A 24,619-nucleotide genomic window follows, 5' to 3' on the forward strand; every position below is an offset into this window, starting at 1 on the left:
GGAGGAGTCCGTGCTCGTACTGGGCAAGGCCGGCACGGCCGGCACCGAGAAGCGCGTCCTGCCCGTGCTGCGCGACGACGTCGTCGTCGCCACGCTGCGGGCGTCGAACTGGAAGGAGGCGGCCACGGCCGTCGTCGAGGACCGCGAGTGGGTGCTCGCCAAGGCCAAGCGCGAGCTCACCGGCCGGTGGGCGGCCGACCCCGAGGGGACGGCGCGGCTGCGCGCCCGACAGACGTCGTTCTGGAGGGGTACCTGGGCGGTCGACCTGGAGGGGACGCCCGTGCAGGCCGAGGTGGTCTCGCGGTGGAAGGGCGGGCACCGGTACCTCGTCGGCGACCGCGTGGTCGCCGAGTCCGGGACGACGGGCGGCTGGTCGCCGCGTCCGACGCTGACCGCCGACGAGTCGCTGCCCCTGCACCACCAGGTCTTCCTGCTGTGGCTAGCGCTCGTGATGAACCGGCGTGACGAGGCCGCGACGACGGCCGCGATCGCGGGCGGCGCCGCGGCGGCAGGGGGCAGCTGATGGCCGGGAAGGGACGCATCCGCGCCGGCGACATCGCGCTGGTCCGTGAGCGGTCGAAGATCGACGAGATCGTCGGAGAGCACCTGCAGCTGAAGCGTGCGGGTGGCGGCAGCCTCAAGGGGCTGTGCCCCTTCCACGACGAGAAGTCGCCGTCCTTCCACGTCACCCCCACGAGAAACCTCTTCCACTGCCTGGCAGGCGAGACCGGGGTCCTCACCGAGGACGGGGTGGTCCCCATCCGGGAGCTCACCGGTCGCACGGTCCGAGTGCTCAACGGGGACGGAGGCTGGGTCGAGGCACCGTTCAGGTCGTACGGCGTGCAGCGGCTGATGAAGCTGACGCTCACCCGCAACGGTCGGACGAAGATCCTCCACGCGACTGACGAACACCGCTGGTTCGTTCCGTCCGGCAGGCTGCGGCAGGACCGCCGGGAGAAGGTGACCACGGACCTGCGGCCGGGTGACCAGCTCTCGCCGTCCTTCCCGATGAGCAGGGTCCTCAACCCGGGGACGCGCCCGTCGCCGTTCGGCGTCGCTCGCGGTCTGGTGTACGGCTACGGGACGAGGGCGGGGGCCGGCTCCATCGCCGTCCTCTACGGCGAGAAGGACGGGCAGCTGGCTTCATACTTCGAAGGCTGGCGGTCCTGGTCGGAGGAGCGTGGGACCCGGTATTACGGGTTGCCCGCCTACTTCAAGGACGAACGGCCGCCACTCGACGAGGACGCCTCGTACCTGTTGGGCTGGCTGGCCGGCTACTTCGCCGCCGATGGCTGCGTGGCCGAGGATGGCGACGCCATCCTCAACTCGGCATGCGTCGAGGACCTCGAGTACGTCCGGACCCTGTGCACCCGGCTCGGTATCGGCACCTACGGAGTCGCCAAGCAGACCCGGCTCGGCATCGACGGTGTCATGGGCGACATCTACAACGTCCGCTTCATGACCAAGGGCCTACCGGACTCCTTCTTCCTGCTCGACCAGCATCGCGAGCGCATCCTGGCCAACCGCAAGAAGTACGAGCGGAAGCGCTGGGTCGTCCGGTCGGTCGAGTGGTCGGACCGGGTGGAGGAGGTCTTCTGTGCCGAGGTCCCGGGTACGCATGCCTTCACGCTCGAGGACAACATCCTCACCGGTAACTGTTTTGGTTGCGGAGTGGGTGGGGACGTCATCTCCTTCATCCAGCAGATCGACCACCTGTCGTTCACCGAGGCGGTCGAGCTGCTGGCCGGGCGGGCCAACGTCGAGCTTCACTACGAGGACGACGGCGGCCGCCCCACCGGCGCCCCGGACCGCGCGCAGGCCGGGCAGCGCGCCCGGCTGGTCGCGGCCAACACCGCGGCGGCGGCCTTCTACGCCGAGCAGCTGGGCAGCCCGGAGGCCGCACCGGCCCGGCAGTTCCTGGCCGACCGCGGCTTCGACCGGCAGGTGGCGCTGGACTTCGGCTGCGGCTTCGCCCCCGGGGGCTGGGACACGCTGACCCGACACCTGCGCGGCAGCGGCTTCACCCAGCAGGAGCTGGTGACCGCGGGCCTGGCCAAGGAGTCCAGCCGCGGCACGCTCATCGACCGCTTCCACCGCCGGCTGGTCTGGCCGATCCGCGACATCACCGGTGACGTCATCGGCTTCGGCGCCCGCAAGCTGATGGACGACGACCCCGGCCCGAAGTACCTGAACACCCCGGAGACGCCGCTCTACAAGAAGAGCAGCGTGCTCTACGGCATCGACCGGGCCAAGCGGGACATCGCCCGCCGCCACCAGGCCGTCGTCGTCGAGGGCTACACCGACGTCATGGCCTGCCACCTGGCCGGCGTCACCACCGCCGTGGCCTCCTGCGGCACGGCGTTCGGCCCCGAGCACATCGGCGTGCTGCGCCGGCTGCTCATGGACCAGGACGAGTTCCGCGGCGAGGTCATCTACACCTTCGACGGTGACGCCGCCGGCCAGGCCGCGGCGATGAAGACCTTCGCCGAGGACCAGCGCTTCGTCGGCCAGACCTTCGTCGCCGTGGAACCCGACGGGCGCGACCCGTGCGAGCTGCGGCAGGCGCACGGCGACGCCGCCGTCCGTGACCTGGTGGGCCGCCGGACGCCGCTGATCGCCTTCGTCCTCAAGACCACGCTCGCCGGCTACGACCTCGACACCGTCGAGGGCCGGGTGGCCGCGCTGGAGAAGACCGCGCCGCTGGTCGCGCAGATCAAGGACCACGCGCTGCGCCCGGCCTACGCCCGCCAGCTGGCCGGGATGATCGGCAACACCGACGAGTCCGAGGTGCTCGAGCGGGTCCGCCGAGTCACCGGGGACACCGGTGGGCCGCCGCAGCGCGGCCGGCCGCGGACGCCGCAGAAGAGCCCGGACGACGTCGCCGTCGAGGTCGAGCGGGAGGCGCTCAAGGCGGCGTTGCAGAGCCCGGAGCTCGCCGGGCCGTCGTTCGACGCGATCCCGGTCGAGGCCTACACCGACCCCGACTACGCCGCCGTGGCCGCCGCCGTCGCCGCGGCCGGGGGAACGGCCGCCACCCGCGTCACCGGCCCGGCCTGGCTCGACGAGGTGGCCGCGCACTGCACGCGGGAGAGCGCGACGGCACTGCTGACCGCACTGGCCGTCGAGCCGGTGCGCTCGGCCGCCGAGGCCGATGCCACGTACGTCAACGCGGTGCTGGCCCGGCTGGAGGAGATGCACACCGTCCGCCGGGTGGCCGCGCTCAAGGGACGGCTGCAGCGGATGAACCCGGTCGAGGCCGGTGACCAGTACATGAAGGCGTTCGGCGAGCTCATGGCGCTCGAGCAGCAGGCCATCTCGCTGCGCAAGCGGGCGATGGGCGGGCTGGGCTGATGACCGTGTTCGACCGGGTGCGGCGGCGGTTCACCCGGCCGCCGGAGCTCGTCCGCGCCGTGGTGCTCGCCTCGGCCGACCCCGACGAGCGGGTGCTGTCCTGGGGTGCCCTCGCGCGCGACGCGGGCTGGCTGGTCGCGACGTCCCGCGGGCTGCGCCGGGTACCCGCCGACCTGCCGCTGCCGCAAGCGGGAGAGGTGGGCGTGCTGCCCTGGCACGAGGTCGGCACCGCGCGGTGGACGGCGACCGGCGACGGCGGGGGCCGGTTCGAGGTGACCCCGCTGACCGAAGTGGAACCCGGGGTGCAGGCGCGGCTGCCGGTGGAGCGGCACGCGCTGGCCGACGCGGGAGGCCTGCCGCCCGTCGTCCGCCGGCGGGTGGACCAGACCGTCGTCGACAGCCGGCGTGCGCCGCTGCCCGGTGGGGGAGGGGCGCTGCTGGTCGCCCGGCGGTTGCCCGGTCAGGCCGAACGCGAGTGGACCGTCGTCTTCGACGACGACGCCGACCGCGCCGACCCCGCCGCGCGGGAGGCCGCGCGGCAGAGGCTGGCCGAGGCGGTCGCGGCCGACCAGCCGGGCTGAGCCCGCCGCGACCGCCTCGGGGTTCAGACCCCGCCGGAGGTGTCCGGCGGCGGCAGCGGGCTGTTCGACGCCGGGGCGGTGGTGCCGGACGCGGCTCGGGCGCGCGGGACGGAACCCGTGCCGGACGTCGTCGAGCGGTGCCCGGAGCTGCCCAGACCGACCCGGGCCTTGGCCGAGTTGAGCACCCCGTCGGCGCGGGCCTGCGCCATGCCGGCCAGGCCCTGCAGCTGGGGGTTGTCCTTGGCCTGCTCCCAGGCGCGGCGGATCTGCTCGTAACGCTCCGTACCCGCCTTCGCGCCGAGGACGTAGCCGGCACCGAAGCCGACGAGGAAGGACAGCTTCGCCATGGCGAACCTCCAGGTGAGACGCAGGACGAGGAGTGATCACGGTAACCGTGGGGGCTGTGACGCGCGACGCGGCGAGCCGCCTGCAGCACGCCCGACGGCGTGGGGTAACCTCGACCCTGCGCGCGGGCACGCCCGCCGATCCCCCGTAGCTCAATTGGCAGAGCATGCGACTGTTAATCGCAGGGTTATTGGTTCGAGTCCAATCGGGGGAGCAAAACCGCAGGTCAGATGGGTGCCGCGTGGGCGGATCCAGGGCTGCACCATACTTAACCCATACTTTTCGCCCCGGCGATAGCCTCGTCGCCGAGGGCGGCAGGCTTGGAAGCATGCGAGGCCGGATGTCGCCATCGTTCTCGGATCGCAGGTTGGTCTGACCTGGTGCCCCTTCGCGGAGCTCGACGCCGGTGCCTCCGCCGCCGGTCCGCCGCGACGGACGCGGTCGCGACGCCACCGGTATGAGACCTCCCCGGCTCTCGGTGCATAGGCGCCGCGCGGCGGGCGCCGTCGAGCACAATGGCCGGGTGACAGCGGGCGTGCATCCCGAGCCGACGCCGGGGACGGTGAAGCGTCTGTACGCGCGGGCGTTCCGCTGCGCGCGGCCGGACTGCTCACGCCCGCTGTACAAGCAGGACAACGACACCGGCGACCTCGTGCTGAACAGCCGCGTCGCGCACATCCACGCCCGTCGGCGTGGAGGTGCCCGGTGGATCGAGATGTCCGTGGAGGACAACCGCGCCGACGCCAATCTGCTGCTCCTATGTATCGAGCACTCGTATGAGATCGACGAGCTCCCGGACCTGTACCCGGCGGAGCTGCTCCGCGAGTGGAAGCAGGCTCAGCTCGACGAACACGAACAAGCGCAACGAGGGTGGCCGCTGACCGACGCGGACGCTGGCCGGGTACTCGAGGCGTCGTCGCGGGCCGTCGAGCACCACCATGCAGGAGCCGTCCTCGGTGCGGTCCGGGCGGCCGAGCGCCTCGCGCTCGCTGCCCGCGGTGCCCGGCGCGGGCCTGCAGGCCGCGCAGCCACCTGGCGCGCGGCCCGGGCCATGGCACGAGGCGCATGCACCGCGTGGGACCAGGATGGCAACGCGCTGCATGCCGAGCCGTCCCGGCAGGAGACCGAGCAGCACAAGGCCGCACTCCTCGCGGCCCTGCGAGAGGCCGTCGAGGTCCTCGCCCCGCTCGCCGACGAGGCCAAGGTCGAGCTCGCGGCCGTCCGGGCGAGCCGCCCCGCCGTCGAGCCATGGTCCGCCTGGGCGTCCGGCGCCGTCGACGACGTCGTCGCCATGTCGGCGACTTGGCCCGGCCCGCCGGAGTTGGAGGACGACGACCGGCTCGACGACGCCTTGTCCGGGCTCGCGGAGGCCACGGACGCCCTTGCCGCGGCGTGGCGCGGCGACCCGGCTGCGCCACCGCCTCCGCCCGAGCCGGACCGGGCACCGCCCCCGGTTCCCCGCGACCCGTTGGAGGACCACCGAGCACTGCTTGACCGGGCGCGCCCGTACGCGCGGGTGGACCACCGGCGCTACGACGCCGCGCTGCGGGCCGAGTTGGCTGCCGCCGCCGAGCGGGCCGCCGGCATCCCGCCCGTGCCGTCCGCTCGCGCCGTCGGGCTGTCCGCGACGTGCCGACTGGCCGCGGCGGTCGCCGGCAACGCCGACGACGACGAGCTCGCGGCCCTGACGGAGCAGGACGTCCGCCGCCGTCCGCTGTCCGCGGCGGTGCTCCTGCTCGACGAGGCAGCCCGGGTTGCGGAAAAGCGGGGTCGTCCCGGGCCGCAGGAACGGGCCGAGGCCGCGCTCGCCGCGCTGTGGGACTCCATCGACTGGTCCAACCCCGGCTCCTGGGACCCCGACGACGCGAATGGCCAGTCGGTGCTCTGGGCTGGATCTCGGATCACCTCGCCCGAGCAGGTCAAGCAGCGCCTCTCGCAGGCGCTGGCGCGGCGGTCCGATGTCGTCCTCCCCCTGGTTGCGGCCTGCGCGGACTGGGAGGAGAGCCGCGACCGCGAGACCTGGCGCGTGCTCGGGTTCCGGCGCCGATATCGCGAGCTTCCTGCCTGGTTCCCCGGCCAGGCCGTCGTCGCGGCCGCTGCGTCCGCCCCGCCGAACGCCGAGTCCGTCGTGGTGGACGCGTTCGGGGAGACCGACGGCGACGACGCGGACTCGCTACTCGCCCAAGTCCTGTGGCTAGTGCAGCGCTCGACGGCCTGATTGGGGTACGCCAGCGGATGTCCCGAGTGAGGATCCTCGGGTCCTTGCGGACGCCCGTGAGGTACCGGGTCATGACATGCCAGCTCACTCGGGGTTCTGCTCGCAGCACCTCGGCAAGGAATCGGGCGGTTGGGGGTTCGAATCCCCCGTGGGCTCAAAATCTAGCTCAGCGAGCTGATAAAGGGTCTGAAGCGAATGAAGAGAAGGACTGTGGCCCCACTTTATTCCCACTTTTCGCTGACCAGCGAAACACGCTGCCGGCCGGAGACGCTCGCCAATTGCCGCCACGCCGGCGGACCCGGGCGGGACGTCTCGTGCGCCGTGAGGTCACTCGCTGGGGACGCGGCCCGCCTCGATGAAGGCGTCGAGTGAGGAGCGCTGCAGGCGCACGTACTTGCCGAGCTTGACGTAGGAGATGCGCCGCTGTGCGACGAGTCGGCGGATAAATCGCTCGCCGGTCCCGAGGTACTCCCCGGCTTGACCGATGGTCAGCAGCTCATCCCGTGGGGCACGGCCCGTAGCAGTGCTCAAGGGGTTCGGTCGGCTCATGAGGGTGAGCGTGGCGCTCGCTCCTCCGGTTTTCCGCCGGTGGCCGCAACGACGTCTTCATGCGGGCCTGGGACGGGACCGAAAGTCCGTCCGCGAGTCTCCTGTCTTGCTCCTGTAGTTCTCCGGTCGAGAGCCTGATCGCGCCACGACGAGCCCCGTCGGACGAAGTCGAGGTTGCGGCTAGGGTTCGGCGGCACACGAGCGGGATGTCCACCGAACGGGTGACGTGGAGGAGAGCTGCCATGGCGCGGCCACTGCTTCGAGGTGACCGCTTGCAGGCTGCCCGTGAGGCCGTGGGGCTGACCAGAGAAGAACTGGCCACCAAGCTGGAGCTCTCCGGCGCGGCGCGCATCCGGGTCTGGGAGACCGGGCTCGAGCGCCCGCGACCCCGCTTCGTGCCGCGGCTGGCGGCTGCCCTGGGCGTCGATCCTTTGCATCTCCTGGACGTCGATGCAGGGGACCCGCCCTTGGCGGCCCTCCGTCTGGCGGCTGGACTGGCCACGAACCAGGTGACTGCTCCCGGTCTGTCGGTCATGACGTACGTGCGCCTGGAGGACGGTCGCCCCGGTGTAGATGACTCCGCCACGGTGATCGCCGCCGTCGCCGAAGTCCTCGGTGTGGACGTCGCTCGTGTGGAGGCGGCCGTCCGTCGTTCCCGCAGCGACCACGCGGCCTTGGCGTCCTCCGGCCGCTGAACAGGAGGATTACGGGAGAATCGCTTGCCTCCACGGGTGATCTCGGTGGTAATTTCCCCCACCACTTGCCCGGGAGGTGGCCATGGCCCGCACGACGAAGTCGAGCGCGACATGGGCCGGCGCGCCCTCGAAGCCCGAAGCTCGCCTACTTTCGGGTCATGCTCCTGCCGGGGCGTGGCCCGCGGCCTCTCCGGTGAGCGCACTCGCGATGAGCACGCGGCGATGGACGGCTGCCCTGCTCCTGGCGCTACCCCTCGCCGGCTGCTCGGCGAGCGACGCCAGTCCGGACTCCTCGCCGAGCACGACGGCGTCCTCGTCGTCGCAGGCTCCGTCGTCCGCTCCTGTCACGACCAGCGCGCCGACTCCCGAGGAGGAGGCCGCAGAGGCTGCGACCACGGCGGTCAACGAGATGCTGCGTGTGACCGATGCGGCTAAGAAAGTTCCGGGCGCCAGGGACTGGGAACCGGAGATCCGCCGATCCGCGGGCGACCCCGCCGCCCTGCTTGCCGTTACGGCAGTACGGGACTACGCGACGATCGGCCTCCGCCAGGAAGGCGACACCACGGTCGACCTGCAGGTCACCGGCGTTGATCTGGCGTCTCCCGAAGGGCCCACCGTGAAGATCACGGGCTGCTACGACAGCCACAGCACGCGGGTGGTCAAGGTGGAGACCGGCGAGGTCGTGCCACCCGGAACTCCACCTCGGTTCGTCTGGGACATCACCGTGACCCGCTACGTGGCCGAACCCGGATCCCCGTGGCTGGTCAACCAGCTGGACCCGCTGACGGAGCGACCATGCTGAGGCTGTCTCGCGTGCCCCTGCTGGCGGCCGTGATGCTCGCCGTTCCGGGCGGGCTGACCGGCGCCATGGCTGCCCCACCTGTCGACTGCGCGAAGCAGGATGCACAGACCGGCATCTGCCTGGTCGAGGCGACCTCTCCCGGGCAGGACGCGGGCGCGGACCCGGTGGCCAGCGGCGCCAAGCCTGGTGGGAGCCAGGCGACTGGCGGGGAGGCTTCGCCCCAGGACCCGTGTACGTACACGGTGTCGCAGCCGCAGCCGCCACCAACGAGCGCCCTGTGGCAGGGGCAGTCCCCGGCCGACGGAGCGATGTACGCCAAGGTCTGTCCGCGGGTGGACGGTTCGGGCCTCACCACGATGCTCGTGTTCGTACCGAACGGGTCCGCTCCGCCGGCCGGACCGCCCGTGGACCCGCGCGTTCTGGCGGAGCAGGCGATCGCCTCGCTCGTCATGCGTGCCCCGGAGATCCGGATGGCGCCGCCACCCGGGTCTGCCGGGGGCCTGGTGGGCCTTCCGGTGTGGATGTGGACCGAGCGCGGGGAGGAGTTCCTCGGGCCGGCCCGGCAGTCGGTGTCGGCCGGGGGCGTCACGGTCGCCGCCGTGGGCGAGGTCAGCCGCATCGTCTGGGACATGGGGGACGGCACCACGGTGGTCTGCGGTGCCGGAACGCCGTACTCGCCTGGGGCGGAGGGCGAGTCGCCGGATTGCGGCCACGTCTATGCACAGGCGTCGAGCCGACATGTGCCGGGTGATGGCCCCTGGCCGATCACCGCGACGAGCACATGGACGGTCACCTGGTCCGGCGGGGGACTGTCGGGCACGGAGACGCTGGAGCTGTCCTCGTCGGCGGAACTGTTCGTCGGCGAACTGCACGTCCTCAACCAGGACGGGGGCAGTCGATGACGCGCACCCAGCCGCCGAAAGCCAGCGCACCGCCCCCCGCGGCGGGCAACGGGCTGCCCCGGGCGCCGGTGCTTCCGCCGCCGCGTCGCCGACGCCGTCCGGCGTTGCTGGCGCTGGCGGTGGCCATGGTGGTCCTCGGAGCCCTGGGCGCGACCTACCTGGCGACCTCGCTGGGCAAGACGTCTCCGGTGATCGCGCTGGCACGGGAGGTGCCCTGGGGCCAGGCCATCACCGCTGCCGATCTGGTGGAGGCGAGGATCTCGCCTGATCCGGCGTTGCAGCCGATTCCGTACGGTGATCGCGACCAGGTGATCGGCATGGTGGCGGCGACCACCCTGACGCCAGGTTCGCTGCTCACCCGCGACGCACTGACCGATCAGCGCCTCCCGGCCCCCGGTCAGCAACTGGTCGGAGTCGGGGTGTCGACGGTGCAACTGCCGACGACCGCGCTGCGGCCCGGCGATGACGTCCTCCTGGTGCCCGTGGCCGCGGGCAGCGCTCCGGCAGGAAACGAGGCAGGGGCTCCGGGCGTGGTGGACGCGACCGTGGTTCAGACAGGTCCGCCGGGAACCGACGGTCTGCGAGTGGTCGACGTGCTCGTCGCCGCGGCCGACGGGCCGGACGTCGCCGCCCGCGCCGCTGCAGGCCTGGTCGCCATCGTCGTGGTCGCCGGCGAGTAGGCGGCTGCCGTGTTGATCGCGCTGTGCTCGGCCAAGGGCGCGCCCGGGGTGACCACGAGCGGGCTGGCGCTGGCGCTGTCCTGGCCGCGGCCGACGGTACTGGCCGAACTGGACCCGGCGGGCGGCGACGTGCTGGCGGGATACGGCCGAGGTGAGTTGTCCGCCGGCGGTCTGGCCGACCTGGAGCTGGCGGCGCGGCGTGGCGGACTGGCCCGGCACCTGGACGGCCAGCTGCTGCGGCTCGACCCCGAGGGGCGAGCGCGCCTCCTACCCGGCTTGGCCGACCCCGCCGGCGCCCGACACGTGGACTGGGACCGCTTGGCAGCCGTGCTGGCCACGTTGGAGGACGGCGCGGTCGACGTCATCGGCGACTGCGGTCGGTTGCGCGCCGAGCACTTTCCGGCAGCCGTCGTCCGGCGGGCTGCAGCCGTGGTCTTGACCACCGGCTCGACGCTGCGTGCCGTACGTGCGGCGACGCGGGCGGTCGCCGAGCTCCGCGGAGAGGGCCACGCCGGCATGGTGGCCGCGCTGGTGGTCGGGCCGGGTGAGCCGTACGGCGAGCGGGAGATCGGCGAGGCGCTCGGCGTTCCGGTCATCGGTTCGCTGCCGCGCGATGCCAAGGCGGCGTCGGTGCTCAGTGACGGCGCGCCGGCCGGCCGGCTGTTCGCCCAGTCGGCCCTGCTGCGCGCTGCGCGGACGGTCGCGACCCGCTTGGTCGAGTTCGCCGCGGCGCACGAAACCCGGCTGCCGCCACCGCCGGCGCCCGTTCCTTCGGCGGCGGCCACGATCGGGGGCGGTCGTGTCCGCTGACCTCGCCACCGGCCCCCGGGGCGGCGGAGCCGTGCCTCGCCGACGCGACGAGGCACCGATCTCGGTGGACTGGGCGCTGGTGCGCCGACTTCACGAGGCGACGGCGACGGCGCTGGCCGCGGAGCTCAAGCGCCGTCCAGCGCTCAGCGCGGCGGCGCAGCAGGAGCTGGCCCGCACGCTCGTCCAGGATGGCGTCGACGAGCTGGTGCGCGAGCGGATGCGCGCCGGGGAAGCGGTGCCCACCCCGGAGGACGAGCAGGCGATCGCCGAGGCGGTGTTCGCGGCGCAGTTCGGGCTCGGCCGGCTGCAGCCCTACGTGGACGACTCGGCCGTGGAGAACATCGAGGCGCACGGGCACGACAACGTGTGGATCGGCTACGCCGACGGCCGCGACGTCCAGGTCGACCCGATCGCCGACTCCGACGAGGACCTGGTACGGCAGCTGCAGCACATCGCCGCCCGGCTGGGCCGCGCCGAGCGGACGCTGACCACGGCCAGTCCGCTGCTGACCATGCGCCTGCCGGACGGGTCGCGGCTGGCGGCGGTGATCGAGACGGTGCCACGCCCGCAGCTGGTGATCCGCCGGCACCGGATCCGCAACGTCGACCTCGACGACCTGATCGGCCTGCGGGCGATCGACCGGCTGCTGGCGGAGTTCCTCCGGGCGGCCGTGCGGGCGCGCAAGAACATCGTGGTCACCGGCGCGCAGGGTGCGGGCAAGACGCTGATGCTGCGGGCGCTGGCCAACGAGCTCCCGATCGAGGAGAACCTGGCCACGATCGAGAAGCACTTCGAGCTGCTGCTGCACGAGCTGCCCGACCGGCACCCCCGGGTGGTGCCGTTCGAGGCACGGGAGGGCACCGGCGAACGCGGGCCGGACGGCCGCCGCCTGGGTGAGGTGACGCTGACCGAGCTGGTCGAGCAGGCGCTGGTGATGAACGTGTCCCGGGTGTGGTTGGGCGAGGTCCGCGGCGAGGAGGCCTGGCCGCTGATCGAGGTGATGGAGGCCGGCGAGGGCGGCTCGGCCTGCACCCTGCACGCCCGCTCCGCGCACCACGCCTTCGAGCGGCTGGCCAACCTGTGCATGCGCGGTCGAGCGGCGGTCACCCCGGACCACGCGTACCGGTCGTGCGCGTCGGCGATCGACCTGGTGGTGCACATCACCACCGTGGACGAGCGGTGGATCGGCGGTGAGCGGCAGCGGTTCGTCAGCCAGGTCGTCGAGTGCAACGGCATCGGGGAGGGCGGACGCCCGGCGCTCACCGAGGTCTTCGCGCCGGGAGCCGACGGTCGGGCGGTACCCGAGCACGACCCCGTGGACCTGGCCGACTACGTCCGGGTCGGCTTCGACCCCGGCTGGCTGCGCGTCGGGCAGGGAGCCTGGGCCGGCACGGCGGGCGGGCGACGGTGAGCGGCGCGGGCCTGCTGGCCGGCGTGTGCGGGGCGCTCGTGGTCGCCGGCCTGCTGCTGGCCACGCACGCGCTCACCGCCCCGGACCCCCCGGCTCGGCCGCGGCGCCGGAGACCGCGTCTGGCGTCGACGGTCGACCGCCCGGCGGCGCGGCGGCAGCGGGCACTGTGGGCGGCCGCCGCGGTGGCGGCGGCCGCGGTGTGGCTGGCCTCCGGCTGGCCGGTCGGCGGGGTGCTGGTCGGGCTGGCAGTGGTGGGGGTGCCGTGGCTGCTGGCGCAGTTCTCCGCCAGCAACGCGGCGGTCGAGCGGCTGGAGGCGTTGCAGGAGTGGGTGCGCCGCACCTCCGATGTCCTGGCTGCGGGTGGTGGGCTGGAGCAGACCTTGATCCGCTCGGCCCGCACGGCGCCCGGGCCGATCGCGGCGGAGGTGGTCACGTTGGCGGCGCGGCTGCAGGCGCGTTGGCCGACGTCGCGGGCGTTGCTGGCCTTCGCCGACGATCTCGACGACGCCGCCGGGGACCTGGTCGTCGGGGCCCTGCTGCTGGGTGCGGAACTGCGCGGGCCGGGGCTGGCGCGGGTGCTGACCGAGCTGGCGGGAAGCCTCACCGAAGAGGTGACCATGCGCCGCAAGGTCGAGGCCGACCGCGCCAAACCCCGCGCCAACGCCCGCTGGCTGCTGCTGATCACGGTCGCCGCGGCCGGGCTGGCGGCGCTGAACGGCGACTACCTGGCGCCCTACGGCACCGGGCTGGGCCAGCTGGTGCTGGCGGTCATCTGCGCGCTGATCGTCGGCTGCCTGCTGTGGATGCGCCGGCTCACCGTGGCCGCGCCGTCAGCACGGTTCCTGGTCGATCGCGACGGCGGCCGGCGGACCGAGCTCGACCCGGACGAGGTGACGGCCCGGTGAACGGCACCCAGGCGTTGCTGATCGGCGCCGGCGCGGTCGTCGGGCTCGGCGTGTTCCTGCTGCTGCGCGCCGCCCTGGTAGTCGAACAGCCGCAGCTGGCCGACGCGCTGGCCCGGCTGGACGGCGCCCGATCCGCGGTACGAGTCGCGTCGGTCTCCGAGGCGAGTGACCGGTGGGCGCGCGCGGCCGGCCGCGCCGGCACCTGGGTCGGTGCCCGACTGCCGGCCGCGGGGCGGCGGGCGCCCGGCCAGGCGCTGGCGTTGATCGGGTGGACGCCGGAAGGCTACGCCGTCCGCAAGGTCGGCCTCGCCGCGTTCGGCGCGGTCTTCGTGCCGCTGCTGACAGCCATACTGGGATTGATCGGCGTCCGCGTGCCAGTAGTGGTCCCGGTGGTCGGATCGCTGGCGCTGGCCGTCGTCCTCTTCTTCGTCGTCGACCTCGTCGTACGTGATCAGGCCGCCGAGGCGCGCTCCCAGATGCGCCGGGCGCTGTGCTCCTACCTGGACCTGGTCAGCCTGCGCCGCGACGCCAGCGAGGGCCCGACCATCGCCCTCGAGCGGGCTGCCGCGCTTGGCGACGGGTGGGTGTTCGCCCGGATCACCGACGCGCTGGTGGCCGCCCGGCTGGCCGGGGAACCGCCGTGGGACGGGCTGCGCCGGTTGGCCGCCGACACCGGCGTCGGCGAGCTGGCCGACGTCGCCGACATCGCCGCGGTCGCCGCCGTCGAGGGCGCCTCGATCGCCCCGACACTGCGGGCCCGCGCACAGTCGCTGCGGGTGCAGCTGCTGGCCGAGGAGGAGGCCGCGGCCAACACCGCCAGCGAGAAGCTCACCGCTCCGGTCGCCCTGCTGTCGATCGCCTTTCTGCTGCTGTTCCTCTATCCCGCCCTGGCCCGACTGATGGCCAGCTGACCCCAGCGTCCCCGAGTCGAAGGGAACCCCGATGATGCCGCTGATCAGCACCCTCACCGCCCTCGCCGCTGCCCTGCACGACCGGCTCCACGATCTGCGCGACGACCCGGAACGCGGCTCGCTGTCGGTGGAGCAGGTGATCATCACAGTGGCGCTGATCGGCATCGCCGTCGCGCTGGTCGCGGTGATCGCCAACGCGGTCACCTCTCGCTCGAGCTCGATCCAGTAGCCACCCGTGGCCCGCTCCGCCAGCCCACACGGCCCCGCACCGCCGTCCCGGCTCGGCCACGTCTATGGCCGCCGGGCCGGCGTGGTGCGTCGAAGGCTGTCCGGGGAGCGGGGCGCGGCGTCGGTGGAGCTGGCGGTGACGTTCCCGGTCGTGCTCCTGCTGGTCATGACGCTGATCCAGGCGGCCCTGTGGTTCCACGCCCGCTCCATCGCCCTCGGCGCAGCCCAGGAAGGCGCCCGCGAGGGCCGGGTGCAGCCGGCCTCGACCGCGCGCGCCGGGACGGCGGCCGAGGGCTTCCTCGACCAGACCGCCTCCGACCTGCTCACCGGCCGGGACGTGACCGTGGCCGGCTCGCCGAGCAGCATCGAGGTGACCGTGAGCGGCACCTCGATCAGTCTCTTCCCCGGGCTGTCCGGCTGGTCGGTCACCCAGCGCGCCGTCGGCCCGGTGGAACGGCCCGCCCCATGAACGGTCCGGTAGGGGAGCGGGGGTCGGTGTCGGTCGAGCTGGCGCTGTTGGCCCCGGCGCTGCTCCTGCTGTTGTCCTTCGCCGTTGTCGCCGGCCGTAGCCAGGTCGCCGAGGGCGCCGTCGCCGAGGCCGCTCGCGCGGCCGCCCGGGAAGCGTCCCTGTCCCGCGATCCCGCCATCGCGACGGCGTCGGCCACCGCGCAGGCGGAGCGCACCCTGGCCGCTCAGGACCTGCGATGTGAGCGCACCTCGATCGATGTTGACACCGCCGGCTTCCAGGCGCCGCCCGGCCAGCCCGGCGACGTCACCGTGTCGATTACGTGCGTCGTCGGCATGGCCGACCTGCTCGTGCCCGGCCTGCCCGGATCGGCGACAGTGGACGCGACCTTCACCAGCCCCGTCGACGCCTACCGCGAACGATGACCTCCCGCGAGCGCATCCGAGGCCAGGACGCCGAGCGTGGGGCGCTCGGCGTCTTCCTCGCCGTCCTCGTCCCCGGGCTGCTGCTGATCATCGGCCTGGCCGTCGATGGTGGCGCGAAGGTGGCCGCCACTCAACGCGCGAACGCCATCGCCGACGAGGCCGCCCGCGCCGGCGGCCAAGCCCTCGACGTCTCCGCCGCCCTCGCCGGGCAGGTGCGGGTGGACCCGGCGTCCGCGGTCGCCGCTTCGCAGGACTACCTAGACCGCAATGGCGTGCAGGGCGCGGTGACGGTCGTGGACGGCGACACCTTGACGGTGACCACGACGATCACCGAGCCCACCACCTTCCTGGGCCTCATCGGCATTCAGACCATGACCGTGGAGGGCTCCGGGACCGCCGACCTCATCACCGACCAGAGCGGGGGAGCGGAGCCATGACCACCACACCGCGGTCGCTCGACCTGCTGCGCCGGCTGCTCGCGCTTCTGGCTCTGGTAGCTGCACTTGCTGGCGTCCCGACTGCGCTCTGGCAGCTCGGCGCCGCCTACCTCCCGACGGCACTCCCTTCATGGGAGCAGGTCACGGCTGCGTTGAGCGGGCCGGACACCGGCGCGGTCTTCCTCGGCCTGCTCGTCGTGGTCGGCTGGGCCGCGTGGGCGGTGTTCGCCCTCTCGGTGGCCGTCGAGCTCGCCGCTCATGTGCGCGGTCTCCCACCGCTGCGGCTGCCCGGCTTGGCGGCACCACAGCAGCTGGCCGGCCTGCTCGTTGCCGCCGTCGTCGGCGTCGGGGGTGCGCCCCTGCTCGCAGCCCCGGCGTTCGCCGGACCACCCGTGGTCGCGGAGCAGCCGACCGACGAGCCGCCACCGATACCTGCCCCAGCACCGGATGTCGAGCCGGCAGAGCCTGCCGCGAACGGCCCCACCTACACAGTGCAACCGCGCGACACCCTCGGCCGTATCGCCGCCCGCTCCCTGGGGGACTGGGCGCGGTTCGAGGAAATCCTCGAACTCAACCGCGGTCGCCCGCAGCCCGACGGCGCCGTCCTGACCGACCCGGGGCTGATCCGCCCCGGGTGGGTCCTGGTCCTTCCGGACGACGCCACCCCGCCCGAGGCTGGATCAACCGCCGCGGAGGTGACCGTGCGGTCCGGCGACACCCTTTCCGACATCGCCGAGCAGCACGGGCTGAACGGCTGGCAGCCGATCTTCGACCTCAACGCCGGCGAACCGCTTCCCGGCGGCGGCCGGTTCGCCGACCCCGACCTGATCCGGCCCGGGCAGGTCCTTGACCTCCCGCCCGCCGAGCTGGCAACCCCCGATCCGCCTCCGCCGGCCGCTCCGGAACCACCCGTCGAGGACGCGCCGCCGTCGCCGCCCCCGCCGAGTGAGGCCGAGGCGCCCGTGCCGGCCGAGCCCTCGCCGACACCGCCGGTCTCGCCGCCATCGGAGAGTCCTTCCGACGAACCAGCACAACCGGCAGCCGACAGCCCCGATGCCGGGGCCGACCAGTTCCCGACAGAACTGGCGGCCGTCCTCGCCGGCAGCGGGGCGTTGCTCGCGGCCGGCACGGGTGCGGCGTGGCTGGCTCACCGCCGCCAGCGGCTGCGCCGCCGGCGTACCGGCCGACGGCTGGCCCCGGTGCCGCAGAAACTGTCGGCCACGCAGACGGCCGTGACCTCGGCTGCCGACGCGGGCACGGCCGACTACGCCGCGCTTGACCTCGCCTTGCGCGGCCTCGCCGTCCGGATCTCCGACGACCCTGACGGGCGGCTGCCCGACGTCGTCGCCGCCCGCCTCCACGACGGCCGACTCGACCTCCGGCTGCACACCTCCGCCGACCGTCTGCCGCCCGAGCCGTGGACCGCCGACGACACCGGCTTCTGCTGGTCCTTGCAGATGGACCAGGACACCGACGTCGCTCCCGAGGTGGCCCGGGCACGCCTGGCGCCGTACCCGACCCTGGTGACCGTCGGCGTGAACGGCGCAGACCGCTGGCTACTGGACCTGGAACGCCTCGGCGCCGTGTACATCACCGGACCGGCCGGCCGCCGTCAGGACTTCGCCCGGCACTTGGCCGCCGAACTGGCCGTCAACAGCTGGTCGGACCTGCTGACCCTCACTCCCGTCGGCTTCGGCGACGAGCTGGTCGACCTGGCCCCGCACCGCATCCACCCCGTGGACACACCCGCCGACCCCGAACTTCGCTCCACCCTGTGGGAAGCAGTCGAGCGCGACTCCGACGACGTCCTGGACGGGCGGCTACGAGCCGGAGACGGCGACGGCTGGATGCCGCAGGTCATCCTCACTCCACACCGAGCGAATCAGGACGACGGGGAGCTTGCCGAGGCCGCCGCCGTCCTGCGGGGCTCGGAGCAGCGCGCAGCACTCGCGCTCGTGCTCGGCGTTGAGCCGGTACAGGTAAGCGACGAGTGGCTGCTCACGCTGACCGACGACGGGTCACTCCTCGTCCCGGCCCTCGGACTGCGGCTCCCCGCCCCGCAGCTGACCGCCCAGCAGGCCCGTGACATCGCCGCCCTGCTGGCGTTCGAGCGTGACGCGATGGACGACGCCATCCCCGCATCCGACGGGGACCGGCCGTGGCAGGTCCACACCGACGCCGCCGGAGCGCTGCTGGATGACGCGAAGGCGGAGGAGCCCGGCGACGCTCCGCACCGCCTGCCTCAGCCACGGCCAACCCGCCGGGCTTCTGCTGGCGATGCCGCATTCGGGGCAGTGTCGCCGGAGGACCGCCCCAAGGCTGCGAATGACAACGTCATGAAGTCGCCGGCCCAGACGCGCCCGACCGAGCTGCGTCAGCGGATCGAGGACGACCTCGAGCAACTCGACCGTGACCTGACTGACTGGTGGTCACTGGACTGCGCCCGGCCGCGGCTGACCCTGCTCGGACCGGTCACCTTGCGCGCGCACGGCGACGAACACGCCGTTGCTAGCTCTGGGCGGCGACGCCGCTACGAAGAGGTGGTCGCCTTCCTGGCCACCCGACCGCACGGTGCCACCGCCGACGAGGCGGCCACTGCTCTGCAACCGGTCCGCGGCGGCAAGACCGACCCGGTCAGCGTCCGTGCCTACGTGCACCGGATGACCGCCGGTGCCCGCGCCTGGCTCGGCGACGACCCAGCGACCGGGGAGAAGCATCTGAGCTCCGGCTACCGCGGCCGTTACACGCTGACCGGCGTGCTCGTCGACGCCGACCTGTTCCGGCAGCTGCGCGCCCGCGCCGAGGTTCGCGGCGACGACGGTCTGCCTGATTTGCTTACCGCACTCGAGCTGGTGTCCGGACCGCCGTTCGCCCAGCGTCCCGCGGGCTACGAGTGGCTGGACGGCCTGGACCTCACGCTGACCGCGGGCATCTGCGACGTCGCCCATCAGGTCGTCACCGCTTCTCTCGCCGACGACGACCTGGCTGCGGCCCGCGCCGCCTCGGCCACCGCCCTGCTGGTCGCGCCGGACGACGAGAGAGTGCTGCTCGACGCGATGTGGGTCGCCTACCACGAGGACAACCGCGCCGAAGCTGAGACCTACGTCGCACGCATCGTGGACATCCACGATGGCGAGGACGAGATGGACCTGCCCATGAGCACCGCGGAGAGCATCAACCGCGCCCGCCGGCAGTTCCTCGACCGGGCCTCGTGAGGGAGAGCCGCAGCGCCATGCCGTATCCGCCCCGACCGCAGCTGCGCTCGCTGCCCGCGTTCGCCGGAACCGCCCGCACCGGCACCGTGCCCAGCCAGCGGCTGCAGGCACAGCTGGAGGCCTTCGTCCTCGCCGAGTACGCCGCCGGCTGCTCGCTCCGGCAGATCGCCGAGCTGATCGACCGTTCTCCGACCGCGGTCCGCCGTGTCCTCGACAAGCATGGAGTTCCACGGCGCGCCGTCGGCGCTCCCCGGCAGATCGATCACGCGTGACGGCGCCCGCTGAGTTCGGGGCGGCACGCTCCGCGCCCGAGCAGAACAAAACCCCGGCGATGTGGCCGAGGCCAGGGATCGCTCCGGGGTCTTCGTCATTGAGTCTACGAGGACGGAGCTGACGTGTCCACGTCAGGCAGCGGCGGCGGTTCCACGCCGGGCGCGACAGGCGAGCCCTCAGCGACCGCGCTGCTCATCCAACGGCACCTGTCCGCGCCGCGCCTGGCCACCTACGTGCGCGCCACCGGTGGCGACTTGGACCGTGCGGTCGAGCTCTACCTCTGGAACGCGGCGGTCGCCGGCGCCCTGTGGGAGGTGCTTAGCCACGTCGAGGTTGTGCTGCGCAACGCCCTGCACGACGCCCTGACCGCCCGCCACCAGCGGCTGGGTCGCGCGGGGCAGTGGTACGACGACCCAGCTCAGGAGCTCGCACAGTACGCCCGCGACGACCTCAGTCGAGCCAAGCAGCGGCTGCAGCGGGCCGGCGCCCCGCTGCTGCCCGGCAAGATCGTCGCCGAGTTGGGGTTCGGATTCTGGCGATTTCTGCTCGCTCGCCGCTACACCGCCAGCCTGTGGCCGGCGCTGCGACCCGCCTTCCCGTACTTACCCGGATCTGATCGGCGCCTGCTGGAAGTTCCGGTCGCCCGGCTGCACGTGCTGCGCAACCGCGTGGCCCACCACGAGCCGCTGCTGACCGAGCCGCTGAACGACCGCTACACCGAGACCTGCTCGACGTCGTCAGCTTCGTCCACCCGCAACTGCGCAGCTGGCTGGACACCCACAATCGCCTGCTGCACACGCTTGGACGTCATCCCTGACCGGAACGGCAGGCAGCGGAGCATCGGCGGGGTGCTTGTATGGCGATCATGCCTGCCGATGAGGACGTCACAAGACTGGCGGTGCAGTGCGAGCAGTTGCTCGGCCCGGCCGACAGTTGGACGCCCCCAGAGGGTTACCCGGACGGACTGGGGCTCTGCATCATCGATGCCGTCTGGTCCATGGGCGTGCGCTACGGCGGGGTCCGGCGCGTCGTCCGGCGGTATCGCGCCCTTCGCGCCGAGGAGGGAAGCGACCCGGACGTCGATGGTGCCGGCAACTTGATCGTCGCAATCGAGCGGACCGGCGGCCCGGACGCCTTCTCCGCCGTGATGGACAACAGGCACCGGACGTCGACGCGGGGCGGGATCCTGAAAGCGGAGGCGGTGCTGCTGTGCGCTCGGGCGCTCGTCGCGGCTGGCGTGGAGTCGGCGGCCGACCTTCGCGGCGCCGTCGAGCCCACGACCTCAGCCGGCGAACGGGCTTGGCGCGCCGTCCCCGGCCAAGGGTCAGGCATCTCGTGGCGCTACCTCCGGCTGCTCGCCGGCGTGCAAGAAGTGAAGCCCGACCGGATGATCACTCGATTCGTCGAGCGCGCCATCGGGCGGCCCCCAACGCCGACCGAGGCGGCGGCTCTGGTCACGGCCGTCGCCGCCAGGCTGGACGTCGACCTCCGCGGCTTGGATCACCGCATCTGGCGGTTCCAGAGCGGACGCGGTTAGTCGCGTCTCGCCCAGGGCGCCGCACTGGACGCGTCCCACGGCTGCCGGCGAGGCGTCTGGGACGGCAGTGAGAGGGGTCGATTCCTGCGGTGGCGTCGGCGCCACGGTCCCGTGGGTCCCGCCGCCGGTGACGAACCATGGCGTCACTGACACGGGAGGAAGAACGATGCAGCTGATCCGCAGAAGCGAGGTGGTCGAGGACCGCACCGCCGAGCAGCCGGTGGGCGAGGTCGTCCCGGCCGAGGACAACCGGAAGGTGGCCGAGCTCGCGGAGAAGCTGGTCACGAACATCCTCTCCGTCGGTGTAGATGGCGCCGGCCGGTTCAAGGGCGCCCGCGAGATCGCCGAGGAGCATCGGGCGCACCACGTCGACGTCGAGGTGGCCGTCGCGAAGGTCATCGCCACGCATGCACGGGTCGTCACGGCAACGGGGTTCGCCACCGGGCTCGGCGGCATCGCCTTGCTGCCGGTTGCGATCCCGACCGACGTCGCGACGTTCTACGCCTACGCCGGCCGATGCGCGGCCGCCGTCGCGCACCTCCGCGGGTACGACATCGAGTCCGACGAAGTCCGCAGCGTGGTGCTGCTGTCGCTGCTGGGTGCGGGGGGTGTGGCCGCGGCGTCCAAGGCCGGCGTCGAGTTGGGCACCAAGACCGCGATGGCCGCCCTCAAGAAGTTGCCCGGCAAGGCACTCATCGAGATCAACAAGAAGGTCGGCTTCCGGCTCATCACGAAGACCGGCACCAAGGGAGTCGTCAACCTCGGCAAGCTTGTGCCGTTCGTGGGCGGCGGCGTCGGCGCGACGGTGAACGCGGTGGGGATGCGCACCGTGGCGACCTACGCGAAGAGCAACTTCCCCACGATCTGACAAGGAGGTCTGCCATGCCATTCGGCCGCCGGCGGGAGATAAGCGTTACCGCAGTCCGGTTCTTGCCGTTGCACCGAGCGTCGGACGGAGAGCTCGTCGCATACGGTCGGACTCCGGAGGAGGCAGTCGAGCGATGGAAGCTGCGGTACAAGCAGCAGCGCTTTAGCCTCCTCCGCGACGTCCCCGACGCGATCGGGTGGGCCGTGCTCAGCCCATTCCTCTAGGCCCTGTTTGCAAGGTCGCGCAGCCAGATGTCGATATCGCTGACCTGGACTGTGGCCTCATAGCGGACGGCGAGCTCGTCGTAGCGGGTGGCGAAGCCGCGGTTCTGTTCGTGCAGGTTGATGCCGCATTCGACGGCATGCCGCTGCCGGTAGCGGCCGGAGTCGAACGCCGGCGCGCGCCCGCCGGCGGAGCCCTTCTTCCGCCGATTGGCCTGCTGGCCGCGGCAGCAGCCTCCCTAAATTTAGTCGTCCGCGCCCTCTTCTTCATCAACTCGCGCTCATGCTGACCGGGGACGGTCCACCACCGCGGAGAGCACCGCTGCCTGTAGCTGGCCGGTGGCCGTGCAGATGACGGTGATCGAGCGCAGCAAGCAAGTCCTGCCCGGCGCGGATGCCCGCGTGGGTCAGTCGTGCCTGGTCGCAGCCGGCGCCTCGCTCGAGTCCCCCGTAAGTCTCCGGTAGTCCGGCGGTGCCGACGCCGTCCGTCGTCGCTCGCAGTACAACCACGCACCCGGCTAGGCAGGAGACCCCTGTGCGTAGCTGACTGGAGGATTACCGGAGGTCGGAGCGGCACGGTCGGCGCATGCAGCCCACCGCCCCCCGTCGGGGATCGAGGAGCGGCCGAACGAGCCGCGACGCGCCGTCGTCGTCGTTGGTGATCGCCGGCCCCGTGCGTCCCCAGGGGGACCGGCCCATGACGGTCGAGGCGATGCGCGCGGCCGTCATCGCGATCCGCGCTGGGATCTTCGACGAGGTCACCGATGACGTCGGCTGCATCCAGGTATTCGACGCGGCGGTCGTCGCCAGCACATGTCGGCCAGATGCCGGTCCGACGCCATGGGCAGCAGGCGACGTCGGTGGCGACGTCGTCCTGGTCGTTGCCGGTCACGCCGGGGCCGGCGCCTCGACGGTGGCGTTGGTGGTCGCTGAGGGGCTGGCGGAGCGCCAACGGGTGCAATTGCTCGACTACGCCGAGCCGGTTCAGTCGGGGCTGGCTGCGGCCTCAACCATCGAGCTGGACACGGACGGCGCCGGGTGGCGACGCGGCCGGCGCGGTCGGCTCGATGTCTTCCGTCGCGCCCTCCGCCCGCACGACGGCGAGCTTCCGCCGCCCCCGGGGACCGACGATGCTGACCATCTGCTGGTGGTCGACGCCGGCTGGTCGTTGACCCACGCGTGGCTCGGTTCACCGGGTCCTCTCAGCCGGAACGTAGAGGTCGTCGTCGTCACACGGGTGACGGTGCCTGCCGTTCGGCAGACCGAGCACGTACTGGCCGCCGTCGACGGCAATCCGGTGGTCGCAGCGGTCGGCCCGGCGCGCTGGCCGCGGGCGGTGCAGGCCAGCTGCGGACCTCGACTGGGTGACCTTCGGTCGCGAGGGCGAGTGGTCCGGGTCCCGGTCGACCGGAAACTGGTGACCGCCGGGCTGACCGGTGACCGGCTGTCGAGGCGCTTGACAGCTGCCGGCCGGTCGCTGGCCGCGCTTCTGCTCCCGGCCGGGGGTCCGCGGCCCCAGCATCAGCGCCGAACGGTGCAGTCCCGGACCGGCCCGGTGGAGCAGACCCGATGACGAGCGGGCGCCGATCCGCGCCTACGGCGCTACGGGCGACCTCGACCGTCGCGCTCGTCCTCGCCGGGGTGCTGGTGCTGGGCGCCGGGCCGGCGTCTGCGGCGACGATGGAGATCGCGGCGGCGGTCTGCCCGGAGGCCCCGCCGGGGATGCAGACCTTCGCCGATGACGTGACCGCGTGGGTGAAGTGGGGCGTGCTGGCGCTGATCGGCATCGGCGCAGTGATGTCGCTCGGGTCGATCCTGGTCGGGCGGATCTTCTCCCATCCGCACGCGTCCCGGTATGGGGCGATGGGCGTCGCGGTGGTGGTGATGGTGGCCATCACGTACACGGTGATCCTGACCATCCTCGACTCGATCACCGGCAGCGGGTGCACCTGATGAACCGCCGTCAGAGGCATCAGGGGAGCGGCACCGCGGAGTGGGGCCCGGCTCGGCTGCTGACGCTTCTCGTAGTCAGCGCGCTGGTGGAGCTGGGGGTTCTGGGCGGACTGGTACTCGCCGCCATCGCAACGCTCACCGGCGACGAACCCGGCCCAACGGACACCGCACCGCCGGCCGCGGCCCCGGCGACGGAGATGTCACGGCAGGATGCGCTGGCCTCCGCTCCCATGCCGCCCGCCGAGCCGGACGCCGCGCTGCCCGGCCCGCTGGCGACCGAGGCCGCCGGCGTGATCGAGCTGCCACGGCCCACCGGCGTCGGTCCGGCAGACGTGCCCACCGGCTTCCCGCACACTCCCGCGGGGGCGCTGGCGCAGCTGGCGGCGATCGATGTGACCGCGATGGAGAGCGGATCGGTCGACGGCGTGCGCCAGGTCATCGCCGAGTGGGTCGCGCCGGGCGGCCCCACCCCCGAGACGTGGTCGGGCGTCAACGGGATGGCGCGCCTGCTCTCGGCGGCCGGCCTGTCGAGCCCCGGGTCGCCGCAGCTGGCCATGGTGGTCCGCCCGCTGATGGGGTTGGTCAAGGGCACGGTGGGCCCGGACTTCGCGGTGGTGTGCGTGGACTTCGAGTTCACCGTCACCGTGGAACAGACCTCTCGGATTGCGATCGCCGACTGCCAGCGCATGGTTTGGACCGGCGACCGGTGGCTGATCGGGCCCGGGCCGGAGCCAGCCCCTGCGCCGTCAGTCTGGCCGGGAACCGAGGCCGCGGTCGCGGCCGGCTACCGGGAGTTGCGCTATGTCTAGGCGCTCCCTCGAAGGGCGTGGCGGACC

General features: G+C 72.7%; 25 protein-coding genes and 1 tRNA gene. 24 read left to right on the forward strand and 2 right to left on the reverse strand.

Going from position 1 to position 24,619, the window contains the following annotated elements:
* Nucleotides 1–10: 10 nt before the first annotated feature.
* From BUB17_RS01870 to BUB17_RS01880, 3 genes are read left to right on the forward strand one after another with little or no spacing between them, the layout of a single operon-like run.
* Nucleotides 11–523, forward strand: a complete 513-nt coding sequence (locus BUB17_RS01870; protein WP_072912168.1) for a hypothetical protein — start codon at nt 11–13, stop codon at nt 521–523.
* Nucleotides 523–3,351 (forward strand): DNA primase, encoded by a 2,829-nt coding sequence (gene dnaG, locus BUB17_RS27580; protein ID WP_072912170.1) that lies wholly within the window; start codon nt 523–525, stop codon nt 3,349–3,351. Before BUB17_RS01870 ends, dnaG begins: the two co-directional genes overlap by 1 nt.
* Nucleotides 3,351–3,932, forward strand: a complete 582-nt coding sequence (locus tag BUB17_RS01880) for a hypothetical protein (RefSeq protein ID WP_072912173.1) — start codon at nt 3,351–3,353, stop codon at nt 3,930–3,932. Before dnaG ends, BUB17_RS01880 begins: the two co-directional genes overlap by 1 nt.
* Before the next feature lie 23 nt (nt 3,933–3,955).
* Here the strand turns inward: BUB17_RS01880 and BUB17_RS27585 are convergent, their stop codons facing one another.
* Entirely contained in the window at nt 3,956–4,279 is a 324-nt protein-coding gene (locus tag BUB17_RS27585; RefSeq protein ID WP_072912176.1) for a hypothetical protein, read from the reverse strand.
* Nucleotides 4,280–4,418: 139 nt separating this feature from the next.
* Between BUB17_RS27585 and BUB17_RS01890 the strand changes: the two genes are divergently transcribed.
* Nucleotides 4,419–4,491 (forward strand) — tRNA-Asn (locus BUB17_RS01890).
* Between the two features lie 309 nt (nt 4,492–4,800).
* Complete coding sequence (locus BUB17_RS01895; protein WP_141242858.1) at nt 4,801–6,495, forward strand: hypothetical protein; 1,695 nt, start codon at nt 4,801–4,803, stop codon at nt 6,493–6,495.
* A 327-nt stretch (nt 6,496–6,822) separates the two neighbouring features.
* Here the strand turns inward: BUB17_RS01895 and BUB17_RS01900 are convergent, their stop codons facing one another.
* The gene (locus BUB17_RS01900) at nt 6,823–7,044 is read right to left on the reverse strand and encodes an excisionase family DNA-binding protein (RefSeq protein WP_072912181.1); all 222 of its coding nucleotides are present in this window, start codon (nt 7,042–7,044) and stop codon (nt 6,823–6,825) included.
* A gap of 242 nt (nt 7,045–7,286) precedes the next feature.
* On the opposite strand from BUB17_RS01900, the gene BUB17_RS01905 reads away from it, so the two are divergent.
* The 19 genes from BUB17_RS01905 (at nt 7,287) to BUB17_RS02010 (ending at nt 24,592) form a co-directional block, all read left to right on the forward strand.
* Nucleotides 7,287–7,739, forward strand: a complete 453-nt coding sequence (locus BUB17_RS01905; RefSeq protein WP_072912184.1) for a helix-turn-helix domain-containing protein — start codon at nt 7,287–7,289, stop codon at nt 7,737–7,739.
* A gap of 193 nt (nt 7,740–7,932) precedes the next feature.
* Nucleotides 7,933–8,541 (forward strand): hypothetical protein, encoded by a 609-nt coding sequence (locus tag BUB17_RS26515; protein ID WP_244276821.1) that lies wholly within the window; start codon nt 7,933–7,935, stop codon nt 8,539–8,541.
* An 11-nt stretch (nt 8,542–8,552) separates the two neighbouring features.
* The gene (locus tag BUB17_RS01915; RefSeq protein ID WP_083605949.1) at nt 8,553–9,443 is read left to right on the forward strand and encodes an ATP/GTP-binding protein; all 891 of its coding nucleotides are present in this window, start codon (nt 8,553–8,555) and stop codon (nt 9,441–9,443) included.
* Between the two features lie 104 nt (nt 9,444–9,547).
* Nucleotides 9,548–10,123: an SAF domain-containing protein gene (locus BUB17_RS01920; RefSeq protein WP_244276823.1), complete on the forward strand. Its 576-nt coding sequence runs from the start codon at nt 9,548–9,550 to the stop codon at nt 10,121–10,123.
* A gap of 9 nt (nt 10,124–10,132) precedes the next feature.
* The gene (locus tag BUB17_RS01925; RefSeq protein WP_072912196.1) at nt 10,133–10,933 is read left to right on the forward strand and encodes a CpaE/TadZ family protein; all 801 of its coding nucleotides are present in this window, start codon (nt 10,133–10,135) and stop codon (nt 10,931–10,933) included.
* A 31-nt stretch (nt 10,934–10,964) separates the two neighbouring features.
* Nucleotides 10,965–12,344 (forward strand): TadA family conjugal transfer-associated ATPase, encoded by a 1,380-nt coding sequence (locus tag BUB17_RS01930; RefSeq protein ID WP_244276824.1) that lies wholly within the window; start codon nt 10,965–10,967, stop codon nt 12,342–12,344.
* On the forward strand, nt 12,341–13,249 hold the full coding sequence (locus tag BUB17_RS01935) for a type II secretion system F family protein (RefSeq protein WP_072912202.1): 909 nt from the start codon (nt 12,341–12,343) through the stop codon (nt 13,247–13,249). Before BUB17_RS01930 ends, BUB17_RS01935 begins: the two co-directional genes overlap by 4 nt.
* Nucleotides 13,246–14,160, forward strand: coding sequence for a type II secretion system F family protein (locus BUB17_RS01940; RefSeq protein ID WP_072912205.1), 915 nt, complete (start codon nt 13,246–13,248; stop codon nt 14,158–14,160). Before BUB17_RS01935 ends, BUB17_RS01940 begins: the two co-directional genes overlap by 4 nt.
* Before the next feature lie 31 nt (nt 14,161–14,191).
* The gene (locus BUB17_RS01945; protein ID WP_072912208.1) at nt 14,192–14,389 is read left to right on the forward strand and encodes a hypothetical protein; all 198 of its coding nucleotides are present in this window, start codon (nt 14,192–14,194) and stop codon (nt 14,387–14,389) included.
* Between the two features lie 123 nt (nt 14,390–14,512).
* Nucleotides 14,513–14,857, forward strand: coding sequence for a TadE family protein (locus BUB17_RS01950; protein WP_072912211.1), 345 nt, complete (start codon nt 14,513–14,515; stop codon nt 14,855–14,857).
* Nucleotides 14,854–15,279 carry a TadE/TadG family type IV pilus assembly protein gene (locus BUB17_RS01955; protein ID WP_072912213.1) on the forward strand — a complete coding sequence of 142 codons (426 nt, stop codon included), beginning with the start codon at nt 14,854–14,856 and terminating at the stop codon, nt 15,277–15,279. Before BUB17_RS01950 ends, BUB17_RS01955 begins: the two co-directional genes overlap by 4 nt.
* Nucleotides 15,276–15,716 carry a TadE/TadG family type IV pilus assembly protein gene (locus BUB17_RS01960; protein WP_083605907.1) on the forward strand — a complete coding sequence of 147 codons (441 nt, stop codon included), beginning with the start codon at nt 15,276–15,278 and terminating at the stop codon, nt 15,714–15,716. Before BUB17_RS01955 ends, BUB17_RS01960 begins: the two co-directional genes overlap by 4 nt.
* Nucleotides 15,713–18,931 carry a LysM peptidoglycan-binding domain-containing protein gene (locus BUB17_RS01965; protein WP_072912216.1) on the forward strand — a complete coding sequence of 1,073 codons (3,219 nt, stop codon included), beginning with the start codon at nt 15,713–15,715 and terminating at the stop codon, nt 18,929–18,931. The genes BUB17_RS01960 and BUB17_RS01965 overlap by 4 nt, the downstream gene beginning before the upstream one ends.
* Before the next feature lie 17 nt (nt 18,932–18,948).
* Nucleotides 18,949–19,203, forward strand: coding sequence for a helix-turn-helix domain-containing protein (locus tag BUB17_RS01970; RefSeq protein WP_072912218.1), 255 nt, complete (start codon nt 18,949–18,951; stop codon nt 19,201–19,203).
* A gap of 857 nt (nt 19,204–20,060) precedes the next feature.
* On the forward strand, nt 20,061–20,741 hold the full coding sequence (locus tag BUB17_RS01980) for a hypothetical protein (RefSeq protein WP_083605910.1): 681 nt from the start codon (nt 20,061–20,063) through the stop codon (nt 20,739–20,741).
* A 166-nt stretch (nt 20,742–20,907) separates the two neighbouring features.
* Nucleotides 20,908–21,609 carry an EcsC family protein gene (locus tag BUB17_RS01985; RefSeq protein ID WP_083605911.1) on the forward strand — a complete coding sequence of 234 codons (702 nt, stop codon included), beginning with the start codon at nt 20,908–20,910 and terminating at the stop codon, nt 21,607–21,609.
* Between the two features lie 918 nt (nt 21,610–22,527).
* Nucleotides 22,528–23,403, forward strand: a complete 876-nt coding sequence (locus BUB17_RS02000; protein ID WP_072912224.1) for a hypothetical protein — start codon at nt 22,528–22,530, stop codon at nt 23,401–23,403.
* The gene (locus tag BUB17_RS02005) at nt 23,400–23,783 is read left to right on the forward strand and encodes a hypothetical protein (RefSeq protein WP_072912227.1); all 384 of its coding nucleotides are present in this window, start codon (nt 23,400–23,402) and stop codon (nt 23,781–23,783) included. Before BUB17_RS02000 ends, BUB17_RS02005 begins: the two co-directional genes overlap by 4 nt.
* Nucleotides 23,783–24,592, forward strand: coding sequence for a hypothetical protein (locus BUB17_RS02010; protein ID WP_072912657.1), 810 nt, complete (start codon nt 23,783–23,785; stop codon nt 24,590–24,592). The genes BUB17_RS02005 and BUB17_RS02010 overlap by 1 nt, the downstream gene beginning before the upstream one ends.
* Nucleotides 24,593–24,619 lie beyond the last annotated feature (27 nt).

The sequence above is a fragment of the Geodermatophilus obscurus genome, assembly GCF_900143215.1.
Lineage (GTDB): Bacteria > Actinomycetota > Actinomycetes > Mycobacteriales > Geodermatophilaceae > Geodermatophilus > Geodermatophilus obscurus_A.